At 43.2% G+C, this 26099-nt stretch carries 17 protein-coding genes, 7 tRNA genes and 1 pseudogene; 13 read left to right on the top strand and 12 right to left on the bottom strand.

Features of this window, described 5'->3' with window-relative positions; all coding sequences use genetic code 11:
* Positions 1-127: 127 nt before the first annotated feature.
* The 5 genes from fucO to MLE17_RS01485 all read left to right on the top strand — a co-directional run bounded on the left by fucO (position 128) and on the right by MLE17_RS01485 (position 6240).
* The gene (gene fucO / locus MLE17_RS01465; RefSeq protein ID WP_243345726.1) at positions 128-1285 is read left to right on the top strand and encodes a lactaldehyde reductase; all 1158 of its coding nucleotides are present in this window, start codon (positions 128-130) and stop codon (positions 1283-1285) included.
* A 171-nt stretch (positions 1286-1456) separates the two neighbouring features.
* A complete protein-coding gene (lon, locus tag MLE17_RS01470) occupies positions 1457-3910 on the top strand; it encodes an endopeptidase La (RefSeq protein WP_243345728.1) in 2454 nt (817 codons plus the stop codon).
* 194 nt (positions 3911-4104) lie between these two features.
* A complete protein-coding gene (locus MLE17_RS01475; RefSeq protein WP_243345730.1) occupies positions 4105-4494 on the top strand; it encodes a hypothetical protein in 390 nt (129 codons plus the stop codon).
* 21 nt (positions 4495-4515) lie between these two features.
* Positions 4516-4884, top strand: coding sequence for a hypothetical protein (locus tag MLE17_RS01480; RefSeq protein WP_243345732.1), 369 nt, complete (start codon positions 4516-4518; stop codon positions 4882-4884).
* 36 nt (positions 4885-4920) lie between these two features.
* A complete protein-coding gene (locus tag MLE17_RS01485; protein ID WP_243345742.1) occupies positions 4921-6240 on the top strand; it encodes a B12-binding domain-containing radical SAM protein in 1320 nt (439 codons plus the stop codon).
* A 157-nt stretch (positions 6241-6397) separates the two neighbouring features.
* Here the strand turns inward: MLE17_RS01485 and MLE17_RS01490 are convergent, their stop codons facing one another.
* Genes MLE17_RS01490 through MLE17_RS01505 form a run of 4 tightly spaced genes read right to left on the bottom strand, consistent with a single transcriptional unit; the run spans position 6398 to position 10959 of the window.
* Complete coding sequence (locus tag MLE17_RS01490; RefSeq protein ID WP_243345744.1) at positions 6398-7861, bottom strand: TolC family protein; 1464 nt, start codon at positions 7859-7861, stop codon at positions 6398-6400.
* Between the two features lie 4 nt (positions 7862-7865).
* Positions 7866-9476, bottom strand: coding sequence for a DHA2 family efflux MFS transporter permease subunit (locus MLE17_RS01495; protein ID WP_262920271.1), 1611 nt, complete (start codon positions 9474-9476; stop codon positions 7866-7868).
* A complete protein-coding gene (locus MLE17_RS01500) occupies positions 9476-10486 on the bottom strand; it encodes an HlyD family secretion protein (protein ID WP_243345752.1) in 1011 nt (336 codons plus the stop codon). Before MLE17_RS01500 ends, MLE17_RS01495 begins: the two co-directional genes overlap by 1 nt.
* Before the next feature lie 26 nt (positions 10487-10512).
* Positions 10513-10959, bottom strand: a complete 447-nt coding sequence (locus MLE17_RS01505; RefSeq protein WP_243345753.1) for a MarR family winged helix-turn-helix transcriptional regulator — start codon at positions 10957-10959, stop codon at positions 10513-10515.
* Between the two features lie 1607 nt (positions 10960-12566).
* Between MLE17_RS01505 and MLE17_RS01510 the strand changes: the two are divergent.
* The 7 genes and pseudogenes from MLE17_RS01510 to lysA form a co-directional block, all read left to right on the top strand.
* Positions 12567-12899 (top strand): annotated as a pseudogene (locus tag MLE17_RS01510) (tyrosine-type recombinase/integrase); the annotation flags it as partial.
* A gap of 9 nt (positions 12900-12908) precedes the next feature.
* A complete protein-coding gene (locus MLE17_RS01515) occupies positions 12909-15254 on the top strand; it encodes a hypothetical protein (RefSeq protein WP_243345754.1) in 2346 nt (781 codons plus the stop codon).
* 1142 nt (positions 15255-16396) lie between these two features.
* On the top strand, positions 16397-17938 hold the full coding sequence (locus MLE17_RS01525) for a sensor histidine kinase (RefSeq protein WP_243345755.1): 1542 nt from the start codon (positions 16397-16399) through the stop codon (positions 17936-17938).
* A 944-nt stretch (positions 17939-18882) separates the two neighbouring features.
* On the top strand, positions 18883-19476 hold the full coding sequence (gene hisIE, locus MLE17_RS01530) for a bifunctional phosphoribosyl-AMP cyclohydrolase/phosphoribosyl-ATP diphosphatase HisIE (protein WP_243345778.1): 594 nt from the start codon (positions 18883-18885) through the stop codon (positions 19474-19476).
* Between the two features lie 39 nt (positions 19477-19515).
* Positions 19516-20196: a cell division ATP-binding protein FtsE gene (locus tag MLE17_RS01535; protein WP_243345780.1), complete on the top strand. Its 681-nt coding sequence runs from the start codon at positions 19516-19518 to the stop codon at positions 20194-20196.
* Between the two features lie 129 nt (positions 20197-20325).
* A complete protein-coding gene (locus MLE17_RS01540; RefSeq protein ID WP_243345782.1) occupies positions 20326-21651 on the top strand; it encodes an aspartate kinase in 1326 nt (441 codons plus the stop codon).
* An 81-nt stretch (positions 21652-21732) separates the two neighbouring features.
* The gene (gene lysA / locus MLE17_RS01545) at positions 21733-22920 is read left to right on the top strand and encodes a diaminopimelate decarboxylase (protein WP_243345784.1); all 1188 of its coding nucleotides are present in this window, start codon (positions 21733-21735) and stop codon (positions 22918-22920) included.
* 358 nt (positions 22921-23278) lie between these two features.
* Here the strand turns inward: lysA and MLE17_RS01550 are convergent, their stop codons facing one another.
* The 8 genes from MLE17_RS01550 to MLE17_RS01585 all read right to left on the bottom strand — a co-directional run bounded on the left by MLE17_RS01550 (position 23279) and on the right by MLE17_RS01585 (position 24583).
* Positions 23279-23491: an RNA-binding S4 domain-containing protein gene (locus tag MLE17_RS01550; protein ID WP_243345786.1), complete on the bottom strand. Its 213-nt coding sequence runs from the start codon at positions 23489-23491 to the stop codon at positions 23279-23281.
* Positions 23492-23750: 259 nt separating this feature from the next.
* A tRNA-Val gene (locus tag MLE17_RS01555) sits at positions 23751-23828 on the bottom strand.
* 48 nt (positions 23829-23876) lie between these two features.
* Positions 23877-23951 (bottom strand) — tRNA-Val (locus MLE17_RS01560).
* Between the two features lie 51 nt (positions 23952-24002).
* A tRNA-Val gene (locus MLE17_RS01565) sits at positions 24003-24077 on the bottom strand.
* Positions 24078-24129: 52 nt separating this feature from the next.
* Positions 24130-24204 (bottom strand) — tRNA-Val (locus tag MLE17_RS01570).
* A 51-nt stretch (positions 24205-24255) separates the two neighbouring features.
* Positions 24256-24330 (bottom strand) — tRNA-Val (locus tag MLE17_RS01575).
* 52 nt (positions 24331-24382) lie between these two features.
* Positions 24383-24457: transfer RNA gene (locus MLE17_RS01580), tRNA-Val, on the bottom strand.
* Positions 24458-24508: 51 nt separating this feature from the next.
* Positions 24509-24583, bottom strand: a tRNA-Val gene (locus tag MLE17_RS01585).
* A 156-nt stretch (positions 24584-24739) separates the two neighbouring features.
* On the opposite strand from MLE17_RS01585, the gene purB reads away from it, so the two are divergent.
* The gene (purB, locus tag MLE17_RS01590) at positions 24740-26083 is read left to right on the top strand and encodes an adenylosuccinate lyase (protein WP_243345787.1); all 1344 of its coding nucleotides are present in this window, start codon (positions 24740-24742) and stop codon (positions 26081-26083) included.
* The last annotated feature ends 16 nt before the right edge of the window (positions 26084-26099 follow it).

A 26099-nucleotide genomic window follows, 5' to 3' on the forward strand; every position in this document is an offset into this window, starting at 1 on the left:
TCAGTTTTGATGTTTCTTCCAATCGAGGTCTAAACAAGCTCCTTATTAAGGAAATATTTCTCTAATTTTGCCAACCTGAAAATTAAAGGATCAGATACATAAAACCAATTTATCTTTAAACTCAATTATGGCAATCTCTAGAATTATCCTGAACGAAGTTTCTTACTTCGGCCCCGGTGCGAGAACAGTTATCCCAACTGAAGTGGCTCGCAGAGGCTTCAAAAAAGCGTTGATCGTTACTGACAAAGACCTGATGAAATTCGGTATCGCGCAGAAAGTAATCGACGTATTGGTAGAAGCTAATATTCCATACGAAATCTACGATGAAATCAAACCAAACCCAACCGTTACCAACGTAAAAGAAGGTGTGGCTGCTTATGAAAAAAGCGGTGCTGACTTTATGATAGCTATCGGTGGCGGTTCGTCTATCGATACTTCTAAAGCCATCGGTATCATCATCAACAACCCTGAGTTTGCCGATGTGGTTTCTTTGGAGGGCGTAGCTGACACTAAAAAACGTTCAGTGCCCATTATTGCGGTTGCAACTACTGCCGGTACTGCTGCTGAGGTGACTATCAACTACGTAATTACCGACGAAGCCAACAAAAAGAAAATGGTATGCGTTGACCCTAACGACATTCCTGTATTGGCAATCGTTGACGCAGAGTTGATGACCTCTATGCCTAAAGGCCTGACTGCTGCAACCGGCATGGATGCCTTGACTCATGCGATCGAGGGTTACATCACTAAAGGTGCATGGACTATCAGCGACATGTTTGAGTTGAAAGCGATCGAACTGATCGCTAAACACCTGAAAACAGCGGTAGAACAACCAACCAACCTCGAAGCACGCGACGGTATGGCTGTTGCACAGTACGTTGCCGGTATGGGATTCTCTAACGTAGGTCTCGGTATCGTTCACTCTATGGCTCACCCACTCGGTGCGTTCTACGATACTCCTCATGGTGTAGCAAACGCATTGTTGTTGCCATACGTAATGGAATACAACATGCCTGCTGCTATGGACAAATACAAAGACATCGCCATTGCAATGGGTGTTAATGTAGCTGGTCTTAGCACTGAAGAAGCTGCTAAAGCTGCCGTTAAAGCTGTGAAAGACCTGGCGGTTTCAATCAACATTCCTCAGCAATTGAGCGCAATCGGCGTGAAAGAGGAAGATTTGGAAAAACTGGCAGTTTCAGCATTCAACGACGTATGTACTCCGGGTAACCCACGCGACACCAGCGTTGAAGAGATCCTCGCTATCTACAAAAGCGCTTTTTAATTCCTGATTTTATATAGGTTAATGATCCCGCTACGGCTTATGCTGTTAGCGGGATTTTTATTTTTTAATAAAAAGAACCATTTACATTGGAGATTCCGGGCAGTTTCCTTATTTTTGGCACGAATATTGAAGTGATACTACTCAATTAAATATACTGACAAATTCCCGCTTATGAATATTTACAAAAACATATTTGCCCAGGACGGTGAGGAGGAAAACGACGAGCAGATGATTCCTATTTTCACGGAAATAGAGATCAAAAACGATGACGAAAGCGTAAAAGTCCCCACCGACGGACTGCCTATCCTGACCCTTCGTAATATGGTAATGTTTCCAACCATCGCCTTACCGGTAACAGTAGGTCGCTCTAAATCGTTGCGACTGATTAAGGAAGCTAACAGCAAGAAGAAACTCATCGGAGTGGTTTGTCAAATGGACGAATCCATCGAAGAGCCGGAAGAAAAAGACCTTTTCCGTGTCGGTGTGATCGCTGAAATCCTTCGTGTAATCGAATTGCCCGATAAAACAACCACCGTAATTCTACAGGGAAAACGTCGTTTTGAGCTGGAAGAGATTACCAGCACAGAACCGTACTTTAAGGGTACAGTTCGCCTGCTTGACGAAATCAGCCCGGCGGATGACGACAAAGAATTCGAAGCGCTCACCGCTACCGTTAAGGAGATGACGCTCAAATACATGCATCTGCAAAACGAGATTCCACGCGAAGCGATGATGCTGATCAAGAATATGGTTCATCCGAAATTCCTGATCCACTTCATCTGTTCTAATCTGCCTATTTCGTTGGAAGAAAAACAGGCTTTACTGGAAATGAACGACCTGAAAGAGCGTGCATACCAGTTGATCCGTATCCTCTCCCGCGAAACGCAACTCGAGGAAATCAAGAGCGACATCCAGACCAAGGCGCGTGAAGACCTCAGCCAGCAACAAAAGGAGTATTTCCTTCAGCAACAGATAAAAACCATTCAGGAAGAGCTGGGCGGTACGTCAAACGACAACGAAATTAATGAGTTTCGCATCAAGGCGGCCAAGAAGAAATGGCCGGAAGCTGCAGCTGAAACTTTCGAGAAAGAGTTGAAGAAACTGGAACGTACCCACCCGCAATCGCCCGATTACTCGATGCAGCTCAACTATCTGCAGACCTTTATCGGATTGCCCTGGGGTGAATTTACCAAAGATCATTTCAATATCAAAAGTGCGCAAAAACTACTTGATAAAGAGCACTTTGGCATGGAAAAAGTAAAGGAACGTATCCTTGAACACCTCGCCGTGCTTCAGCTGAAAGGCGATATGAAGTCACCGATTATCTGCCTCTATGGCCCTCCGGGAGTAGGTAAAACCTCTTTGGGAAAATCCATTGCAGCGGCATTGAAACGTAAATACGTACGCATGTCTTTGGGTGGTCTGCACGACGAAGCTGAAATTCGTGGACACCGTCGTACCTACATCGGTGCTATGCCGGGACGCATTATCCAGGGCATTCAGAAAGCTGGGTCATCTAATCCGGTTTTCGTACTCGATGAGGTGGACAAGTTAGGTAAAGACTACAAAGGCGACCCCTCGGCCGCACTACTTGAAGTACTTGACCCTGAGCAGAATAACGCCTTCCACGATAATTTCCTCGATGTGGATTACGACCTGTCCAAAGTGTTGTTTATCGCAACAGCTAACAACATCGGAGATATTCCACGTCCCCTGCTCGACCGTATGGAGATGATTGAAATCAGCGGTTATATTCTCGAGGAAAAGATGGAAATTGCCCGCAAACACCTGATTCCGAAAGAGATTGCTAACCACGGTCTGAAAAAAGACCAGATAAAACTACCGAAGCCAACTATCGAAGCATTGATAGATGGTTACACACGCGAATCAGGTGTCCGCGAACTGGACAAGAAGATTGCCAAGGTGATGCGTAAGGTTGCTATCAAAGTACTGAACAGCGAAATAGGCGACGGTACAATTTACCCGGCTGAACTTCCTGATTATTTAGGCATGGTAGAATACACCCGCGATAAATACCAGACAAACGAATATGCCGGCGTAGTAACCGGATTAGCCTGGACAGCGGTAGGTGGTGAGATCCTTTTCGTGGAATCGAGTTTGAGTAAAGGCAAAGGCGGCAAGTTAACTTTGACAGGTAATTTGGGTGATGTCATGAAAGAGTCTGCCATTTTGGCACTCGAATACATCAAGGCACACGCCGATAAATTAAATATTAAGGAATCTGCTTTCGAAAACTGGAACGTACACGTTCACGTACCGGAAGGTGCTATTCCCAAAGATGGTCCTTCGGCGGGTATCACGATGGCAACATCACTGGTCTCTTCTTTTACCCAACGTAAGGTGAAAAGCAACCTCGCCATGACAGGTGAAATTACCCTGCGCGGACTGGTGCTTCCTGTGGGTGGTATCAAGGAGAAAATCCTCGCCGCCAAACGCTCAGGCATCAAGGAGATCATCCTTTGCAAAGAGAATGAAAAAGACATCAAGGATATAAATCAGATTTATCTCGAAGGCCTGACTTTTCACTTCGTGAAAGACATCAAGGAGGTGCTGAAAATTGCACTGCTTGACGAGAAGGTGGAAGATGCCTTAACGATAGAATAATCAGTACCGTTTTATACCAGACACCCCGAATGTTTAACGTAACATTTGGGGTGTTTTTTTGAAGAAAACTCCCCGAACAAGACCAAACTTATCTGCGGAAAACGCCCCTCTCCCACCGTCACAAACATTCCCCTCATTCCGATTGTTTTATAATTGCATTTCAACGTATTAACCCCATCTGAAAGCAATCCACCATGAGAAACATTAATTTCTACAGGACGGTCTTTATCGCAGCAAGCGTGTATGACCTGTTTTTGGGCTTCATTTTCTTCTTATTTTACAAAGCCATCTATTTCCTCTTCAACATTCAGCTACCGGAAAATCCGGCCTATCTTCATCTGGCTACTGCGTTTGTTTTTGTACAGGGCATCAGCTACTACTATGTATTCCGCAACTTACGACAAAATATCGATCTGGTCAAAGTGGGCATTTTCTACAAAATCATCTATGCCGGAGTATCGTTCTATTACTGGATAGTCGGTGGACTGCCCCATCCGATTTTTGCGGTGTTCGGGATATGCGATCTGATCTTTGGTGTTCTGTTTGTCCTGTATCTGAAAGACTATAAAAGAGTGATCCGCTAACATATACAAAGCCTTACCACTATGATCAACATTTACGCTGCCTGGATTGGATTTCTGCTGGGTTGCATTGCCGGTGCAGTTCCGGGGCTTTTCTTCCATAAAGAGAGCTGGTTGGGTGGATACAGTTCATGGAAACGCCGGCTGATCCGGTTGGGGCATATTGCATTTTGGGGAATCGGGTTCCTGAATCTTTCATTTGGGTTAACCGCCAAAGCTTTTGGTCTTGATATGGAAAACTCCGCAGCATCCATTTTGCTGATTATCGGAGCTGTTGCAATGCCTCTGACCTGTTATCTCAGTGCCTGGAAACCGTTCTTCCGGAACTTCTTTTTTATACCGGCGCTCTCTGTAACATTTGCCATTCTATTGTTTCTGACCCGGATCTTGTAAAGAGAGATACAACAACTCATTCATATTACATAGATTATGAAAATAGGACTTATAGCCATGAGTGGAATCCGTGTATGCGACACGGAGCTGTTAAAGCTGGGACTCACGCTTCCCGGTTTTGTAGAACGGAGTAAAACCATTGCCTCCCTGCCCAGTCTGGGGCTGCTTACTCTGGCCGGCATGACTCCCCCAAAGCATGAACTCCGCTACATCGAAGTGGCGGACCTCAATGAAGTAGAAGATATTCCCGGTAATTTTGATCTGGTGGTCATTTCAAGCTTCAGTGCCCAGATTGACGAAGCTTACCAACTAGCCGAACGTTATGAAAAGCATGGTGTGCAGGTGGTTATGGGCGGACTTCACGTTACAGCAGAGCCTGAAGAGGCATCCCAATACTGTACCTCCGTCATTATAGGCGAAGGTGAACCTTGCTGGCTCCAGGTACTTGAAGATGCCGAGAATGATGAACTGAAGCCTTTCTACGGCAACCGAAACAGTAAGTTCGATCTGGCAGACTCCCCTATTCCGGCCTTTGAGCTGCTCGATATCTCCAAATATAACCGTCTGACTATCCAGACCAGCCGGGGCTGTACTCACCAATGCGAGTTTTGTGCCAGCTCAATATTACTGACCAACCAATACAAGCAGAAACCGGTCCATAAGGTATTGGCAGAAATAGACCGGATACTTAGCATCTGGCCCCACCCGTTTATTGAGTTTGCAGATGATAACGGCATGGTTAATCATGCCTACTGGAAAGAGCTGCTCCAACAACTCCGGGGAAAGAAACTGCGCTGGTTTACCGAATCGGATCTCTCGATTGCCGAAGACACCGAACTGCTTGACCTGATGCGTGCCACCGGTTGTGCCCAGGTGCTTATCGGACTCGAAAGTCCGGTAAAAGAGGCACTACAGGGAGTAGAACTAAGATCCGACTGGAAATTCAAACATTTTGATTTCTATAAGAAAGCGATTCAAACCATCCAGTCAAGAGGCATCACCGTAAATGGCTGTTTTATCATCGGTCTGGACGGTCAGGGCCCCGATATTTTCGACCAGGTATTCAGCTTTGTAAAGGAACTGGAGCTGTATGAAGTGCAAATCACCATTCTGACACCATTTCCGGGAACTCCATTGTATGAGCGTCTGAAAAATGAAGACCGTCTGCTCGAACCGCGCAACTGGAAGAAATGCACCCTCTTTGACATCAACTTCAAACCGAAAAATATGACCGTGGAAGAATTACATGATCGCTTTAAGAAACTGGCAGTAGAGCTTTACAGTGATGAGTTTACCAATTGGAGAAGAAGTACCTACAAAGAACATTTGCGGCAGCAACTTTTGGGAAAGGATTAATCTGTCATCACTGACTGAAATATACAAAAAGAGGATGTTCTAAAAGATACATATCCTCATATACCTCTACAAGGCGTTGAGAATAAACCTGACAGGTTAAACTTGTCAGGTTTTCTTTTTAGAACATCCTCTTTTTTATGAGAAGAATATGATATGATCAATACAACCTTTCTCCGACAGCTGATTTCAGCTTATACAGATTGACAGTATAATCGATTTTTGATTTAAGCAACATCAGGCGGCTTTCGGATACAGCCGTAGAACCATCCAGCAATTCGAGGTTAGTAATCACACCCGATGCAAAGCGGTTCTGCGCCAGTTTGTATGCCTGGGTAGCCTGCTCAAGTTGCAGTTCCGATTGCTCCACTTTCTTTTGAGAAGCCTTCACGTTAGCAGAGCTTTCCACTACCTCATTGACAATGGTACGGCGGGTATATTCCGTCTCTTGGTCATTGACTACAATTGCGGATTTAGCCTGTGCCAGATTGTATTTACTGCGTTTGCCGTCATAAATCGGCACTTTCAGACTCACACCAATGGCGTAATTGGCTTTCGGTTGGTAAAGGTTTGGAAAATAGCCATCCTTGATACCGCCCTGCAGGAATCCGTTGATTGAAGCATTATTTTGCGCACCGGTCAGGCTGTATTTCATTTCTGCCAGTTTCGCTTTCTCGCGGGCCAGTTTCATCTCATCGCGGTTCTGCATAGCAGTGTTGATCAGCGCCTCATTTTGCAAATCCATAAGAGAGATATTCAGTTCGTTCTTCACCTGCTGCGAAGTCGATTCCGGTTTACCCAACAATGTATTCAACTGACTAACCTGAGTCTGACGGGCTACCTCAAGATCCGTTTTCTGGTTCTCAATCGCCGAGATACGCACCTGGGTAGTCAGGATTTCGTATTGAGTAGCCGAACCTGTCTCTTGTTTCTTCTTCACATAGCGAAGGTGCTCATTGAGTGTAGCCAGCTGCTCGTCTTTAATCTTAATAGATTCCTGGAGATACAACAGAGCGAAATAGTTGCCAATCGCTGCCTGCGAAAGCTTTTGTTTCACTTGCTCAATGGACTGGCGGGTTAACTCTTTGCCCTGTTTTTCCAGAGAAATAGCCTTATCGGTGCGTTTAAAATCGGTGATTTTCTGCACCACATTGAAGGCTGCGTTGTAATTCTCTGTAGGTGCCATTTTAAAACTATTTCCATTGAAACTTATTTCTGGCACCGGTCCGATATGAGTATAGGTTGCATCAAAATCAACTGTTGGCAAATAGGCCGATTGGGCAATGCCGATGCGGGCATCGCTGACAGTCAGTTCCTCCGATGCCTTCTTTACCAACGGGTGGTTTTGTACCACTTCGCTAATTATCGCATTGAGCGAAAGGGAATCTTTAGCCTGGGAAGCGCCTTTCACCGAGAAAACGGTAAATGCAACAGTAATCAAGCTCAATATTACTCTTGCTACCCCCAACCCCCTAAAGGGGGCTTTTGCAGAGGAGCCATTTGAAATTTCGGCTGTTCTTAATTGAATAAATCCAACTGCCCCGGAATTGCACTCCGCCAAGTCCCCTTTAGATTTAGGGGTGAAAGAAGCATAAGGAAATTCCTTTTTACTTGATAATATCATTGAATTAAGCTTTTACGGTTTGTTTATGTTTTTGGGTTCGCATCACAAGTACCGGGATAATCCCCAGAATGGTAATCACAGATGCAATCCAGAAGTCATCGTCAATCCCCTGGATATAAGCTTGCAAATTGAGGTGCGACAAAATCATGTACTTGCTTTGCTGCATAGCGGTGGCTGCACTACTGCCCACATGCTGTTGGGCATAATAGGACAGATTGGTCGCTACGTTTTTAAACTGTTGCGATGTGGCCTGAATGGCGGTTCCGTACATCTGCGCGTTATAGGTAATGCGAGAGGTGAGACAGGTAGAAAAAATGGCCACCCCAAGGCTACCGCCTAACTGGCGAATGGTATTGGAAATACTCGACGCCTGCGCCATCTTTTCGCGGGGAATATTCAACAGCATCACGGCACTTAGAGGTGTAAACAAGATACCCAAAGCAAGTCCACGAATGTAGAGCGAAGTCATGATATAGTCATGTTCGGTCAGGTACGAGAGCTTTGAATTCAGGAAAAAGCTGATGGCCAACAGTATCACGCCTAATGCCATAGGTGCTTTCGGACCGTATTTATCCGAAATCTTCCCAGACAACGGAGACATGAACCCCTGAATAATCCCTACCGGCAGGAACACCGAACCGGCCTGAACGGCGGTATATCCCAACGCATTCTGCAAATAAAGCGGCATCAGGAAGGTACTGCCCAGCATCCCCAAAAAGAGCAACAGCATGACCAGATTCCCCATCCCGAAGTTGTAATCCTTCAACAGTCGCAGTTCGATAAACGGATGGTCAGTCGTCAGCTCCTGGGTAATAAAGACGGCCAGCGAAAGTATCGAAATGGCCATACAAGAGAGGATAAACGGAGAGCTCCACCCTTCGCTATTCGTGGCTGCATTACCTTCCGACAAAGTGTACAACGTCAGAGGCAGGAAGATGACCACAGAGATAAACCCGATAAAGTCGAATTTTCCCACACGCGGATTGATAAACTCCTGCTGAATCAGTATTGTGAAAAGCATAGCCGCGATACCAAACGGAATATTTACCGTAAAGATGAGCTGCCAGCTGAAGTTATCCACCAGATAACCGCCAATCAGCGGTCCGAAAGATACAGAAGCCGCTGCCGCAATCGCCCAGAAACCTAACGCCATACCGCGTTGTTGCGGAGGGAATTCACGGGTAATCACCGCCATACCCAACGGCTGGATTACACCGGCACCCAAACCTTGTATGATACGGGAGATAATGAGCGTATTTTCGTCATACGACATTCCGCACAGTAATGACCCAATCGTAAAGAATAAAATCCCGAGGAAGTAAAGCCTTTTGTACCCAAACTTATCGGCGAGCCAGCCCGAAGTAGGCAGCATCACCGCCATGGCCAGCATGTAAGCGGTAATCACCCATTCGATCTTATCAATACCGACACCGAAGGAAGCCATAATCTTGGGCAGCCCCACATTAACGATCGTACTGTCGAGCACAGCCATGAAGGTACCTATCATGATATTCCCCAGCACGAACCACTTGTATTTATGGTGTCGGGGGTGATAGACCGATTCACGACTACGCAGTTTCCGGCGCAGTTTATGTGCTGTAGTAACTCTTCTCATTACCTAACTATTTTTACAACGGCCGACATACCTGATAAGATACGGTATTCGGATGCTTTTTTGCCGTCTGTTGTTCCGTCGATAGAGATTTTCAACTGCACGCGCTGAGTTACTTTGGTAAAGTTACCCGATGCATTGTTGGCAGGAATCAACGAGAAGGTAGAAGCGGTATTTGAACCCAATGTCATGATTTTACCGGTAAATGTCACGCCCGGATAGGTATCGAGGGTAAAGAGGACATTTTGTCCGATATGCAGGTTTTCCAGTTTTGTCTCTTCGAGGAAAATGCTGATCCACAATTTATTGCTACTTACCAGGGTAAAGATAGACTGTCCCGGCTGCGCAATATCGCCCGGCATCAACCAACGTTTACCAACTACACCGTTACAGGGTGCATACAACTTCGTATTGTTGATTTGGGTCTGAATCACACGGATCTGGGCATCAGCACTGGCAACGGCTGCTCTTGAACTGCTGATTTGTGCGCTCGACACTTTCGCCTGTGAACGGGAAGCTTCCAACTGCGCCTGAGCCGATTCGTATGCCTTTTTAGCATGGTCGTATTGCTCTTTGGCAATTACATCACCGCTGTACTGGCTTTTGGCACGGGCATAATCTTCTTTGGCTTTATCTAAAGCGATTTTCTGTACAGTGCTGTTTTTTACATCAAACTGCAATTTGGCTTCTGCCTGAGCGATAGAGGCCTGAGTCTGAAGTTTGTTGGCAATGGCCTGGTTTTTCTGGGCAACGAGGTCGGTACTGTCAAGCACGGCAATCAGTTCGCCTTGTTTTACCGAATCACCCTCCTGGGCAAACACCTGGCTGATTCTTCCCAGAATCTTCGAACTCACTGCCACATTATCACTTTCCACGTGCGCATCGTCCGTTTTGATGTATTTGGAGTAGTCGATATACCAGTAAACGGCACCACCCAGAACTAATATGATCACTAAAATGAGGGGAATATATACTTTCCCGCTTTTCTCTTTCTTTTCTTTGTTATTCTCCATAAACAATAGTTGAATATTAATTTGAATTACTCTTTTGACAATATAGTAAGTAGAATCTCTTTCACTTTTTGGGAAGAAACGAGCAGCTCTTCGAGTTCCTGATCGCTGAGTAATGCCAGCTTCTCCTTCAGGCCCTCTGAGGCACTTCTCTTTATTTCTTCAAAATTGTGTAATCCCTTTTCGGTCAACACAATATTAATCACACGCCTGTCTTTCGGGTCATTATGACGTTCCACATACCCCTCCTCGATCAGCTTATCCACAATCACTGTCACGTGTGGCTTGGGCATATCCAGGCATTTTCCGATATCCGTCATGGAAAGGGTTCCGTGCCTTTTCAGGCTCCCCAAAACAAACATCCCCCCCGGCGTAATCGGTGATTTGGCGCGCATAGGACGCGAAATGCTTTTATACAGCAACGGGTGAATCGAAATCAGGTTTTCGGCAATAATATTAATATTTGGTTCAGTCATCGCAATTATTCATTTGAATTAATGATTACAAAAGTATAACTATTATCAATGCGAAACTTATTAGTTAAGATGAATTGGGTGGAAAAGAGTATAGCGAAGATACTTTTAACAGAACAGCAAGCTCAATTAAAGACTATTTCCGAGAGTGAGGACACCAGCGTTCAGCGGCTCTAAGCTGCTTGACGCGTAACAAATAAAGAAATCAGAGAAAACAAATCACCTTTCCCGATCATTTAATCCTCACATTATCATTTTGACAGGAAAACACTCCTATCAAACAAAAAAGGCAAGCAAATCCCCCGACATACGACTTTTACCCGATTCCCGGAGCGTATGTAGACCATACGTGGAGCATACATGGAGGATACGTGGAGCATCAGCAGTATAAAACAGGGGGAATTTTGAAGTTTCGATAGTAACAAAATGTCAAAGCGGATGCATCGGAAGAATCTCAGCTTTCCCGAAAGCATCAACCTTTGGAAAAGTTGGCTATAACCGGAAATCACCCAGAGCTTCAACACACCGCAAGCACAGTCTCCTCTATCCTTAAGCACATTTCTGATTAAACTGATAAAGCAGAGTTATACTATTAATACAGTGATATCACAGTCCTATATAAGACTGTAATAACACTGTATTACTACTGTGTCAATACTGTGATACTACTGTGATATCTCACTTAATGGTGTGTTCATGGTATATCTATGATATGCTTATGATAACACTCCGAAACGAACAAAAAACGGAGATACCCCACCCCAAAGGCTCCCTCATCGAGAGTCTTTGGGTAAATGAAAAAATCTCCTCTTTCACTTTTCCCTACGAGGGAGCTATTGTAATACGTCTCCGGTGTCAATAAGGCACTCAATATCCAGACGAGATTAACAGCTGTCTCTTCTGCCGGAGTATAGGTAGTTTTTAACGCTGACAGATCTATCGACACTGCCAGGTTATCGGTACGTGATCATTGGGCGGTTAATTAGGCGGACTGGTATTCTCATCCCTCGAAACTGTCAGCGTGCTTGCATCTGACAGCGTTATTAAAAACAGCATCGCTCCTCACCCCATTATCATTCTGAAAGTAAAACCAGCCAATCCCGTATTTTTTATCAAACTGACTACATGTGGACAACTGTGGAGCATATGTGGAGTTGCTGTGGAGCATATGTGGAGTTGCTGTGGAGCTGCTGTGGAGGAAGAACGGAGTTGGGTGCTATGAAAACCGCATATTCTTGTGACAAAATGGCAAATGCTCACTTTTCCAAATTTTGCAACTCATACCTCCTAGTTATCGTTAGCAGGCATTACTTCAAGTAGCCGATAGTAACATCTCGAAAGGAGTTTCTGCAATAGATATGAAACATTTTTTTCAATATGAAGGTGGTAAAGCAGAAATAATCGGAAAGGAATGGTTATTTTTGATTCTTGTTCGAAAAATCAAATAATATTGGTGTGGAGATTTCCATTTATTATCGGGTGATTTTCACATTAAGGTAAATCCGGAGGCTTTGATATTCTAACGACGAAGACAGGAGCCTCTCGCCGAACGACATACTGCGGTTTTATTTTGTATGTAGTAGTTATTGGCATATTATGGAGAAAATATGGTTGAATATATGCCAATTTCAAAACAAGCTTATCATCTTTGCGGTGAACCCGACAAGCCGGAGCAACATGTTTTTGAAGATTTACCAGACCCCTATTGGAATTCGGGCCCATTAAAGCGTTGGATAAAATCCGCAGGAATTACACGAAATATTACGTTTCATTGCTTCCGTAATACTTACGCAACCTTGCAACTTGCAGGCGGTACAGATATTTACGCCGTTTCCAAGTTGTTAGGCCACACCAATGTAAAAACAACACATATTTATGCTAAAGTGGTAGATGAAAAGAAAGAAAAAGCAGTACACGCCATAAAGTTGAACATCAATAAATAATAACCTACTATGCCTAAAAGTAGAAAAAGAAAATTTCCAAAGAAAAATCCAAAGAAGAGGAATCCTAAACCATACGAAGTCGTTAAGCAAGAATTTGTTCAAATGGAAAATCCTTTTCCAGCTGATATTCCATTTGAGAAAAGAATAGAGTTTCTACTCGAAATAGGCAACAAAGCAAAAAACGACTTTGAAAGTGATTACCCAAAACTGATTCACTTCTTCAAAGAATATGATTCTTTGTATTTATGCTCTTTTTGTGCATATTATTTTTCGCTAAATAAAGAGGGGATTGATGAAGAAGCTGTTAATGGTTATCTTGACTTTGCCCCCTTTCACCTTGAAATTTTGCAATGTATCTCATTGATGTTTGAGCAAAACCTTTCGGCGAAGCCACTACATGAAAGTATTGAAGAATTTAAAACAACCATTAAAAACCTTAGCCAGAATCATTCTTTTATGAGTTTTCTGTTAGTAGAGAAAGCGGAAACCCAAGAAGACATTAGCAAAATGCTATTGAGAACAGAAATGATGAACCACACCCGAGCGGTGAGAAATTGGGCATTTGTTCAACAAATGGAAACCACAGCTTATGATTTAGCCGAATTGATAGAAGACCGCTTTGTTACTTCGCTAGGTTTTAGTCCTAAAAATTTTCTTGACATTCTCTTTAGTTTAGTTTCTCTTACAGAAGAAAAAATAAATATTCATCTCAGAAAAACCTCCTCTTTTTGCAGGATGAAAAAATATAATGAAGTGTTTGATAAATACGAGAAATGCTTTAGGCATGTGAAATGCACCGATGATTCGACAAGAAAAAGATTATGGGATAGGTATGGAAAGGATATCAAAACACTAAAAGCACTATTACTACAGCATTCCGATTTGTTTTTATCAGACATTTTCACGCATAGTTCATCCGAGATTCACAGTCATTTATCAGGCGAAATTCCAGAAAATGAGATTTGCAATGTCTTAGATAAGCTCAGTTTTAAATTTGGTGAACTCTCGCAGATAAATAAAGACCATATATTTTTGGATAATCCGGTTCATTCAAAACCATTTATAAATATAGATGGGGATAAGTATTTCTCTGTTATCACACACATGTTCAGTCACCTTGGAGTGGACTTACTTGAAAAGTTTATTTCGAACGACAACGAATTGAAAAAAGAATATGCTCTAAAAAAAGGGAAATATCTCGAAGCGAAAGTAGAGCAACTATTCAGGCAATCCTTTCCCGATGCTCAGATTTTTACCGGGAGTTTATGGAAATGCCCAACAGAAAATAAAGAATTTGAAAACGACTTAATCGTATTAATAGAAGATTTTGCAATAATAGTAGAATGCAAATCTGGCACCGTATCACCACCGGCAAGGCGTGGTGCAACTGAAAGACTTTCCGGAACTTTACAGAAACTAATCATAGAGCCTTCTGAACAAGCAATTCGCTTTGAAAATTACTTAAAGAAGCACAAACAGACACATACATTTAAAACAAAATCCGGGGCAAAAAATCAGATAGACAGTACTAAAATCGAATACTACGTGCCGCTTGGGGTTACTCTCTCAAACCTGGGATCAATAGGTTGTAACCTTAAAAATTTAATCGATTCAAAAATTACCTCTCACAAGTTAAGTGAATTAGCTCCCTCAATAAGTTTGACGGATTTAGAAGTAATATTTGAAGTACTTCCTTTACAAGCAGAAAAAATACACTATTTGTCAAGAAGAAGGGAGTTTGAGGCACATCTGAATTTTCGAGGAGATGAAATAGATTTGTTCGGCTTCTATTTAGATAATGGATTTAATATTGGAGAGACAGAATACGACGAATTATTCCACATTGATTTGACATTGAAATCAAAAGCACTTGACCCGTATTTTATTGGAAAACATAGAGGGGTTAATGTAAAGAAACCATATTTAAGAAAGACCAAGTATTGGAACGATTTGCTAGTAACGCTTGAGAAAAACGCCAAGAATTGGCTGCATATGTCGTACATCTTATTAAATATGCCAGAAGAGGATCAACTTAAATTTGAGAAGACTTTAAAACATCTTTCCGATAGGGTTATAAAGGGCAAGTGTATTCAACGGCACAATTGGCTAATTATGGATTGTGGCCCGAAAAGAAGAAAGTATGCAATAGTTGGGTATCCATATAAGGACACAGATAAAGAAACTAGAAATGCTATTATTAACGACATTGTCGTTTCGTGCGATAAAGAAAACATTAGAGGAATTGTGATATTAGGATATAACTTAGATTCTAAAAATTACCCATATTCTGTCGTTGCAGGAAGTCTCAAAACCGATTTCTTCGATAGTTTGGAATTGAAACATCAAATAGAGTAAGTAAACATTCTCCGTTCAGCATAGCTTAATAAACACCAATATAACAAAATGCAGCATGCCGTTCGGCGTATGACTCCAGCCTACGTCGTCAAAAAATCAAAGCCTCCGGCCTTACCAAAACAAAAATATCCGACCTAAGCACGCCACTTCAGTCGGATGTTTTTTATTTAAAACCAGCAGTTGAAAACTAAGTCACTGCAACTTGACACATCATACAGAACCTACAAGATAAAATTACCATAACTTTTGAGGGTAATTTTTTGAACAATAGAGTAGATGACTTCCAAATTATGAGCAACGCCCAAATATCCATCCGTTATTTTTGACGACCGCGAAGCACGAGCCGCCTGGGACGAACAAAAATCCAAATGGCGGTTTAGTGTGTTGGATATTGTAGCTGTGCTTACTAACTAGGACGATTACACCAAAACCCGCAACTATTGGAAACATCTAAAAGCCAAATTGAAAAAGAGAACAGTGAGTTTGTTAGTGACACTACCCAGTTGAAACTTTTAGCAAATCAACCAAAAACCTCATTAGGTCGTTCGGCGTATGGCTTCTGCCCAAGAAATGCACCTTAGATATAAGGACACTGTAAAATCAGAAAATGACACTGTAAATGACACTGTATTTTATCTGATAAAGGAAAACGACAAAATAACTACAACTGGAATCAGCGGTTAAATAGCTATCGGGAAACTTCCTCAACAAAGGATTGTCATCAATGAAGGTATATTTCTTCCCTTTTTTAGCGTAGCTTATAAACAACCAATACAACAATGACATACCACAGTTGATCACTCGGTGTATGGCAACACTCTCCGTAGGTTATCATATAAACTTAACCCCTCTTTTGTGCGAATATATTCATAGCACAACTCAGATATCAGACTTGAAAAAAGGCTTTATTATCTATAATCTGCAACAATTGCCTGTTTCGAATTTCGCTAAAGGGAAAATCCGCACCTAACTTGCTTTCCATGTTAAAAGTTTGGTTAAATTTGCCGCTACAACATCGTTTCCATCAGGTAAAGCTTCATCTAAAAATGAAACTATGTTTCGCTAAGGCTAATTCAACCTGCTTCAATCCGAATCGATGTTTATGTTATTATGAAACTAAATCTAATTAACCCGGAAAAAGAATGAGATTAAAAAAAGTAATCCTCGCTTTAAGTTTATGCCTCTATATGATGGTTCAAGCTCAAACCCCGACTAGCAAGGGAGATGACTTAATAAAACAGGCAAAAGCCCGATATGAACAAAAAGATTTTACATCTTCGCGTTCTCTCTACAAACAGGCCTTTGATGCTTTTGCAGCAGCCGGAAGCTATAAACAGGCAGTTGAATGCGGAATATACGTCAGCAATCTTTATCACAGAGAATTCCTTTATAAAGAGGCCTTCGATATGTGTCGCACATTGGATCAGATGATTGCTAATGCAGGACAGACTCAGCATAAAACACTATACGACCTCTTCTTTCTGGTAACCAAGGAACGGGAAAACATGTACCTGAAACTTAAAAATCCGGTTCAGGCAAAAGTTCAGTTGGACCGACTGCAGGAACTGGCAAATCAATCGGACAATCAGGATATCCATAATGACTATCTGTATAGCAAAATGAACTACCACTACTCTTTTGGACAAAATACAGAAGGCGATGCGACATTCTCCGAATTGATTGCCAAATACCGCAAACAGAAGAACTATGATAAAGTGACAGCATGTTACAAAACGCTGATCGGAGTTGCTACCCGCGCCAACAATGCACCACTCGTAGCTCGTACTTATGACAAGCTGATTGCATGGCTTGAAACTGCAAAAACAATGAATGCTCAGGACGAACTGAGTGTCGCTAAAAGGAAATACAACGAAAGCCTGCAAACGATAAAGGAAAAGGATGACGCGTTAGCCACTAAAAAGCACATTATCGGTGGACTGATTACTCTGATCGTAATTCTTGCAGCAGGTCTTGCAATTCTTATCGTATTGATGATTCGTAATCTGGCGGTAATTGCCCGGCAGAAAAAAACAATCCGCATTGCTAATGAACACAATGAACTGAAATCTCAGTTTATCAATAACATCTCAGCTCAGATGGCTCCGGCATTGGATGCTTTGGATCAATCAGCCGGCAGGATAACAGGAGCTCAACATTTGAGCGTACAAATCAGCGCATTGAAGAGTTTTAGTAAACATATCCAGGATCTTACAACTCTGGAAAATTCTTTATCAGAAACATATGAACTCAATGACAATTGTAATGTCGGTAAATTGTGTGATGAATTGATAAGCGGAATTAAAGGAGAGTTGAAAACAGGCGTTACCACTTCACTTGATGTGACTGCTCTTCAATTGAAAACCAACACCGAACAACTGACTTTTCTATTGAATCATTTACTGCGAAATGCAGCTTATCATACTGAAAGCGGGAAAATTACTCTCGAATTTAAGAAACGTGCAGCTCATGTCTTCCAGTTTTCTGTTACGGATACAGGTCCGGGAATTCCAGCTGAACAACGCGAAGAAATATTCAAACCGTTCAGCGGCATTAAGGATCTTACACAGGGTGATGGTCTTGGATTGCCTATCTGCTCTCTGATTGCTATGAAATTAAATGGCAGTCTGACACTTGATCCGACTTACACAAAAGGTTGCCGCTTCATACTTAAAATAACCGCATAAAGTGTCATTGCAAGCATAAAACGCTCACTTTTCACAGGATTGAAAAGTGAGCGTTTTTTTTATTATTAGGGTTCTACTGGTTTTAGTATGGGTTAACATTCTTAGCAACCTTTACAATTGAATCTTTAAGGTTAATACAATGCGTGAGCAAAAGTCTGAAGGACTTTAATTTGAATAACCACGGGTGAAAACCCGTGGAAGAATAAATAACCATCTATCCGTTCGGCGTAGCCTGATTTACAACCGATAAACAATCAAAACCGCAGTAAGCCGTTCGGCGTATGGCTCCGGCCTACGTCGTGAATAATCAAGGCCACCGGCCTTACCAAACAAAAAACATCCGACTAAAGCACACCGCTTCAGTCGGATGTTTTTCATTTAAACCCGACAGTAGAGAGTATATGCGGAGAAGAAAGCCACCAATCTCCGGAAAACATACGGAAATTACCCTACCCAACAACAGATTTACCTTACCGGGGTAATCTACTGCTCCGATACTCCTCCGATATTGCTCCGATACTCGTCCGATCATCCGCGATCATTCTCTGCATAGCGCAAACTATCACAATCAGCAAGTAAAGCTCAATACTTGCAAAGAATGTTCTTCTGCGGGCTATGTGATAACCGCGATAATATCCGATTGGAATCAGCGGTTAAATAGCTATCGGGACGCTGCACCCACAAGTGACTACCATCAATGAACATATATTCCTTTCTCTTTCATCTTACCACCCGACTAAAGACCGACGCCTGCGACACTCCACAACCGCACAACCCCGTAAGTGTGACCGATACATAATGCCAGAGCTGAGTCCGGCATATACCGACAACACTCCTGCATTGACAAAAACCACTCCCTCTCCCACCGATTCATCCAGTCAAACTTTCCGCTGTCCATTAAAAATGACTATCTTTGCCGCCTGCAAGCAAACTAATAGACAATTATGATCGACTTTAATAAAATGGAGGGATTGGTTCCCGCCATCATCCAGGATGAACAGACCAACAAGGTATTGATGCTCGGTTTCATGAACGAAGCTGCTTATCAGAAAACAGTAGAAATCGGCAAAGTAACCTTCTTCAGCCGCACTAAAAATCGTCTTTGGACGAAAGGTGAAGAAAGCGGAAACTTCCTGTTGGTAAAAAATATCGCTGTAGATTGCGACAACGACACATTGCTGATCAAGGTAAATCCGGTAGGCCCGGTATGCCACACTGGCGCGGATACCTGCTTCGAAGAGATCAACGAAAACCCGATCCAGTTCCTCGCATACTTGCAGGACTTCATCACCCGTCGTCACCAAGAGATGCCTGAAGGTTCTTACACCACTTCTCTTTTCAAAAAAGGGGTAAACCGCATGGCGCAGAAGGTAGGCGAAGAGGCTGTAGAGACTGTTATCGAAGCGACCAACGGTACCGACGAAGGGTTCCTTTACGAAGCTTCTGACCTGATCTACCACCTGATCGTATTGCTGACCAGCAAAGGCCACCGCATCGAAGACCTGGCTATGGAGCTGAAAAAACGTCACAAAGAATAGTTCGTCAAACTTAATCCTGCACCTCATACTGAGATCCTCATGGAAGTATTGGTACATTACCAGGGAGTAGATATTTCCCGTCAGGACAACGTTGTTCTGAAAAATGTAGAACTGGAATTGCGCAAAGGTGAATTCCTCTACGTCATCGGCAAGGTAGGCTCCGGAAAGAGTAGTCTGCTCAAAACCATGTACGCTGATGTGCCCCTTGAGAATGGCGTTGCCAGCGTACTTGGGTACGACCTGCGCCACCTGAAGCGCAAACAGGTACCGTACCTGCGCCGCAAGATGGGGATCGTATTTCAGGACTTCCAGTTGCTGACCGACCGTACCGTATTTGAGAACCTTCGGTTTGTGCTCAAATCGACCGGCTGGAAAAACAAGGAGGATATCCGCCACCGCATCAACGAAGTGCTGCAACAGGTGGGTATGAAGTTTATGGACAACAAGATGCCACATGAACTTTCGGGAGGAGAGCAACAGCGTGTGGTGATCGCCCGTGCCCTGCTCAACCATCCGGACATCATCCTGGCCGATGAGCCGACCGGCAACCTCGACCCGCAAACAGGGGATCAGATCGTACAGCTCCTGCAAAGCATTTGCGAAACCGGCACCGCGGTAATCATGACCACGCACAACCACCGTTTCGTGAAAGAATTCCCCGGAAAAGTGATGATCTGCGAAGATGAACAGCTGATTATATCGGAACACTCATCTTTGTAAATCAATTATTTGTTATAAATTTGCACGACTTTTTGAGTCAGAAAAGATAAACCGCAGGAACAGATCGGACGATCATAGCGAATGCGGTTTTTTATATAATCATACAATCCTCTTAATTTACAACGAAAAATGAAAGTTTTAAAGTTTGGTGGCACTTCTGTAGGTTCTGCACAAAGAATGAAAGATGTGGCCAAATTGATCTGTGACGGCGATAAAAAAATCGTAGTCCTGTCAGCCATGTCGGGTACAACCAACACCCTCGTTGAAATTTCCGATTATCTTTACAAAAAGAACCCGGATGCTGCAAGCGAGATCATCAACAACCTGGAGAAGAAATATGCAGGTGTAGTTAATGAATTGTTTACAACAGAGGAATATAAGAAGAAGACACTGGATGTATTAAAAGGCATCTTCAACGATATCCGCGCTTTGACCCAGGATCTGTTTACCATGTTCGAGGAAAAAGTGGTTTTGGCACAGGGCGAATTGATGTCAACCGCGATGGTGACAAACTATCTGCAAGAGACCGGCATTAAAGCCGCTTTGCTTCCTGCGCTTGACTTTATGCGTACAGACAAAAATGCAGAGCCGGACTTAAACTACATCAAGGAAAAAATCGCTATCCAGCTGCAAAACACACCTGATTCTGAAATCTACATTACTCAGGGATTCATTTGCCGCAACGCTTATGGCGAGATCGACAACCTGCAACGCGGAGGTAGTGACTACACCGCTTCATTGCTGGGAGCTGCGGTTAAAGCTGACGAAGTTCAGATCTGGACCGACATCGACGGTATGCACAACAACGACCCTCGCTTCGTGGATAAAACCACTCCGGTTCGCGTGCTGAACTTCGACGAAGCAGCTGAACTGGCATACTTCGGTGCGAAAATCCTTCACCCGACCTGTATCCTGCCAACAGCATTGGCTAACATCCCTGTTCGCTTGCTGAACACCATGGAGCCTAAAGCTCCGGGCACACTGATCTGCAACGAATCGGAACCTAATAAAATCAAGGCGGTAGCTGCCAAAGATGGTATTACCGCTATCAAAATCAAATCGGGCCGCATGTTGCTGGCTTACGGTTTCCTCCGTAAAGTATTCGAAATATTCGAATCGTATCAGACAGCGATTGACATGGTAACCACTTCTGAGGTTGGAGTTTCGGTAACGATCGACAACGCTAAAAACCTTCAGGAAATCGTTGACGATCTGAAAAAACTCGGAACCGTAACCGTTGACAAGGACATGGTGATCATCTGTGTAACCGGTGACCTGCAATGGACCAACCTCGGCTTCGAGGCCAAAGTGGTGAACGCATTAAAAGGAATCCCGGTTCGTATGATCTCTTACGGTGGTAGCGACTACAACATCTCATTCCTGGTACAGGCTGACGACAAGAAACGCGCCCTCCAGGCATTGAGCGACAACCTGTTTGCTGAAGATAACAAGTAATCATATCTCTACCCCTTCCGCAAGAAGGGGTATTTTTCAAATATACTCAGGTAAATAACAATAAAAACTATATTTCTAAAGATGAATACTAAAGGAAATTTCCCCGTAGAGAATTTTAAGAAATTACAGACTCCGTTCTATTTCTACAATACGGACTTGCTTCGTGAAACGCTTGACGTTGTAAATCAGGAAAGCAATAAATACGATAACTTCCACGTACACTATGCAATCAAAGCGAACGCTAACCCCAAATTGCTCAAAATCATCCGTGAGCAGGGATTGGGCGTTGACTGCGTGAGCGGCGGCGAGATCCTGGCTGCATTGAAAGCTGGTTTTTCTGCAAACAAAATCGTTTTTGCCGGTGTAGGTAAAGCCGACTGGGAAATCAATCTTGGTTTGGATCACGACATCTTCTGCTTTAATGCTGAGTCAATTCCAGAACTGGAAGTAATCAACGAACTGGCTGAAGCAAAAGGCAAAGTAGCATCAATCGCATTGCGTATCAATCCTGACGTAGCTGCTGACACTCACCACTATATCACTACCGGTCTGAAAGAGAACAAATTCGGCATCAGCCTTTCTCACATGGATCATGTAATTGATGTGGTCGCTTCAATGAAAAACCTGAAGCTGATCGGTCTGCACTTCCACATCGGATCTCAAATCCTGGATATGGGCAACTTCAAAAGCCTTTGCGTACGCATCAACGAACTACAAGACAAACTGGAAGCCCGCAATGTAAAACTGGAATTAATCAATGTAGGTGGAGGTTTAGGTATCGACTACCAACAGCCTGAACAGAACCCAATCCCGGGATTCGCTGCATACTTCGAAACTTTCCACAAACACCTGAAACTGCGTGCAGGACAAGGCGTTCACTTCGAATTAGGACGTTCTATCGTATGTCAGTGCGGTAGCCTGATCACCAAAGTGCTTTACGTAAAAGAGGGTGTAAATAAGAAATTCGCTATCGTAGATGCCGGTATGACCGATCTTATCCGTCCGGCTCTTTACCAGGCTTACCACAAAATCGAAAACATCACCTCTGAAGGTGAAATGGAAGCTTACGACGTAGTAGGTCCTATCTGCGAATCGTCTGATACTTTCGCGAAAGCGCTTGACCTGAACAAAACAAAACGTGGCGACCTGATCGCTATGCGTTCTGCCGGTGCTTACGGTGAAATCATGGCTTCTCAGTACAATTGCCGCCTGTTGCCGGCGTCTTACCTGACTGAAGATTTCGTAGTAGTTGAAGAAAACGAAGACTAATCTGTCGTTACAGTATAATGCAAAAAGAGCGGATTCCGGTTTGGAATCCGCTCTTTTTTTGCTTAATGAATATCTTTATAAAGATTGAAGAAATGCAAACATACAACCTTTCCGCAATCATCATATCTAATATTGTGCTATCTATCCGACAAGCGGCTTCAGGCCGCTTGTCGGAATGCGACAGAGCGTTCAGCGGCTTCAAGCCGCATGTCGCGTAGTCAACTATACCAGAACGCTATCGCTTTAAAGCGTGTTACGGCAATATTAGCGCAAGACTAACGCACTCATCTGAAGCCACAACGAGACAATATAATCGTATCTATCATCCAATCGAATCAATGTATGCCGCTGAAATCAATTACGCAGTAATATCTATCAGCACCTGACCGTCAAAATCAACCTGATCTCCGGCCCGCAGCTTTTTTCTTTTCTGAAATTCCACCTGACCGTTCAGTTTCACATAACCTTCAACAATCACGGTATTAGCCATACCACCGCTCTCTACCAGGCGAAGTATCTTCAGCAACTTGTTCAGCTCAATAAATTCGCGCCCCTCTAATGAAAATTCCATATCCGTTGAATGTTTAGAGCCTGTTTAAATTTTACCGAAACATTTTCATATAAGGAGATAAAACTCCTTTCTTTGCTCCTTTTTTAGCCTCTTTAGGGTATATTTTTCACTTTTCCCCCTTGATTTAGCCCGCTAAATCTGCGTGATAAAAGCAAAAAATCTACCTCGAAACAGCCCTTAAAAAGTCGAGCAATAAAATTTAAACAGGCTCTTAGTATATAAAAAAAGTCCTGCAAAAACTGCAAGACTTTCCAATTGGTGGTGGGCCCAATAGGATTCGAACCTATGACCCCCTGCTTGTAAGGCAGGTGCTCTGAACCAGCTGAGCTATGAGCCCCAATATTTGTTTTGTTGAATGAGTGGGAGTAATACTCCTTGTAAATCGTGGGTCCAATAGGATTCGAACCTATGACCCTCTGCTTGTAAGGCAGATGCTCTGAACCAGCTGAGCTATGAACCCGATTTATGCAATAACTTTGATGAACGTCTGGAGAAATTCTCCTGTAAATCGTGGGTCCAATAGGATTCGAACCTATGACCCTCTGCTTGTAAGGCAGATGCTCTGAACCAGCTGAGCTATGAACCCGATTTATGCAATAACTTTGATGAACGTTTGGAGTAAATCCTCCTGTAAATCGTGGGTCCAATAGGATTCGAACCTATGACCCTCTGCTTGTAAGGCAGATGCTCTGAACCAGCTGAGCTATGAACCCGATTTATGCAATAACTTTGATGAACGTCTGGAGAAATTCTCCTGTAAATCGTGGGTCCAATAGGATTCGAACCTATGACCCTCTGCTTGTAAGGCAGATGCTCTGAACCAGCTGAGCTATGAACCCGATTTATGCAATAACTTTGATGAACGTTTGGAGTAAATCCTCCTGTAAATCGTGGGTCCAATAGGATTCGAACCTATGACCCTCTGCTTGTAAGGCAGATGCTCTGAACCAGCTGAGCTATGAACCCGATTTTGCAATAACTAAGATGAACATTTGGAGTAAATTCTCCTGTAAATCGTGGGTCCAATAGGATTCGAACCTATGACCCTCTGCTTGTAAGGCAGATGCTCTGAACCAGCTGAGCTATGAACCCGATTTGTTAAGAAGCTTTATTTCTCAAAAGCGATGCAAAGGTACGACTTTTCCGCAAACCTCCAAATTTTTCATACAAACTTCTACAAAAAAGTCTCTATCCATCGTATTTTCCGACAAATAAGCATTAAATTTGCAGGGTAATAGAACCTAATTTATGAGATTAAATTCATTAACCGCTATTTCACCCGTTGATGGGCGTTACAGAGACAAAGCAGAAGCTTTAGACCTATACTTTTCAGAGTTTGCACTAATCCGTTACCGCGTACTGGTTGAAGTAGAATACTTTATCGCACTTTGCGAGCTTCCATTACCGGAATTACGTAATATTTCAGCCGACAAATTTGAGCCATTAAGAGAAATCTACCGTTCGTTTACCGAAGAAGATGCTCTGAAAATCAAATCTATCGAGTCGGTTACCAACCACGACGTAAAAGCCGTAGAATATTTCATCAAAGAAAAATTCGACATCTTAGGTCTTCAGGAATACAAAGAGTTTATTCACTTCGGACTGACTTCACAAGATATCAACAACACATCAATCCCGGTTTCTATCAAAGAGGCGGTAGATAAAATCTACATTCCATTGCTGGAGAAACTGATTGAGACGTTAAAAGGATTCGCCATCGAATGGAAAGAAATCCCGATGTTGGCAAAAACACACGGACAGCCTGCCTCTCCTACCCGTCTGGGCAAAGAGGTGATGGTATTTGTTTACCGTCTGGAAAAACAACTGGAGCAACTGAAAGCAGTTCCTCACAGCGGTAAATTCGGTGGTGCTACCGGAAACTTCAACGCTCACACCGTTGCATACCCTTCTTTCGACTGGAAAGCCTTCGGCGAGAAATTCCTGAGCGAAAAACTGGGTATCATCCGCGAAGATTACACCACACAGATTTCAAACTACGACAATCTGGCTGCTTTGTTCGATGCTTTGAAACGCATCAACACCATCGTGATTGACATGAACCGCGACTTCTGGCAATATGTTTCGATGGAATACTTCAAACAGAAAATCAAAGCCGGTGAAGTAGGTTCTTCAGCCATGCCGCACAAGGTTAACCCTATCGACTTTGAGAACTCGGAAGGGAACCTCGGTATCGCAAATGCAATTCTGGAGCATTTGGCAACCAAATTGCCTATTTCACGTTTGCAGCGCGACCTGACCGACTCAACCGTATTGCGTAACGTGGGTGTTCCGTTTGCTCACACGATGATCGCATTCCAGAGCTCATTGAAGGGGCTGAACAAACTGTTGCTGAATGAAAAAGCATTACAGGCTGACCTCGAAGGTTGCTGGAACGTGGTTGCTGAAGGCATCCAGACTATTCTTCGTCGTGAAGGTTATCCACAACCATACGAGGCATTGAAAGGATTGACCCGTACCAATGAAGAGGTGAACGAATCTTCTATCCATCGCTTTATCGACACATTGAATGTAAGTGAGGCGATTAAAGACGAGCTTAAAAAAATAACACCGCACAATTATACAGGAATCTAATTTATACCGTTATATA

This window comes from Parabacteroides sp. FAFU027 (assembly GCF_022808675.1).
GTDB lineage: Bacteria > Bacteroidota > Bacteroidia > Bacteroidales > UBA7332 > CAXXIC01.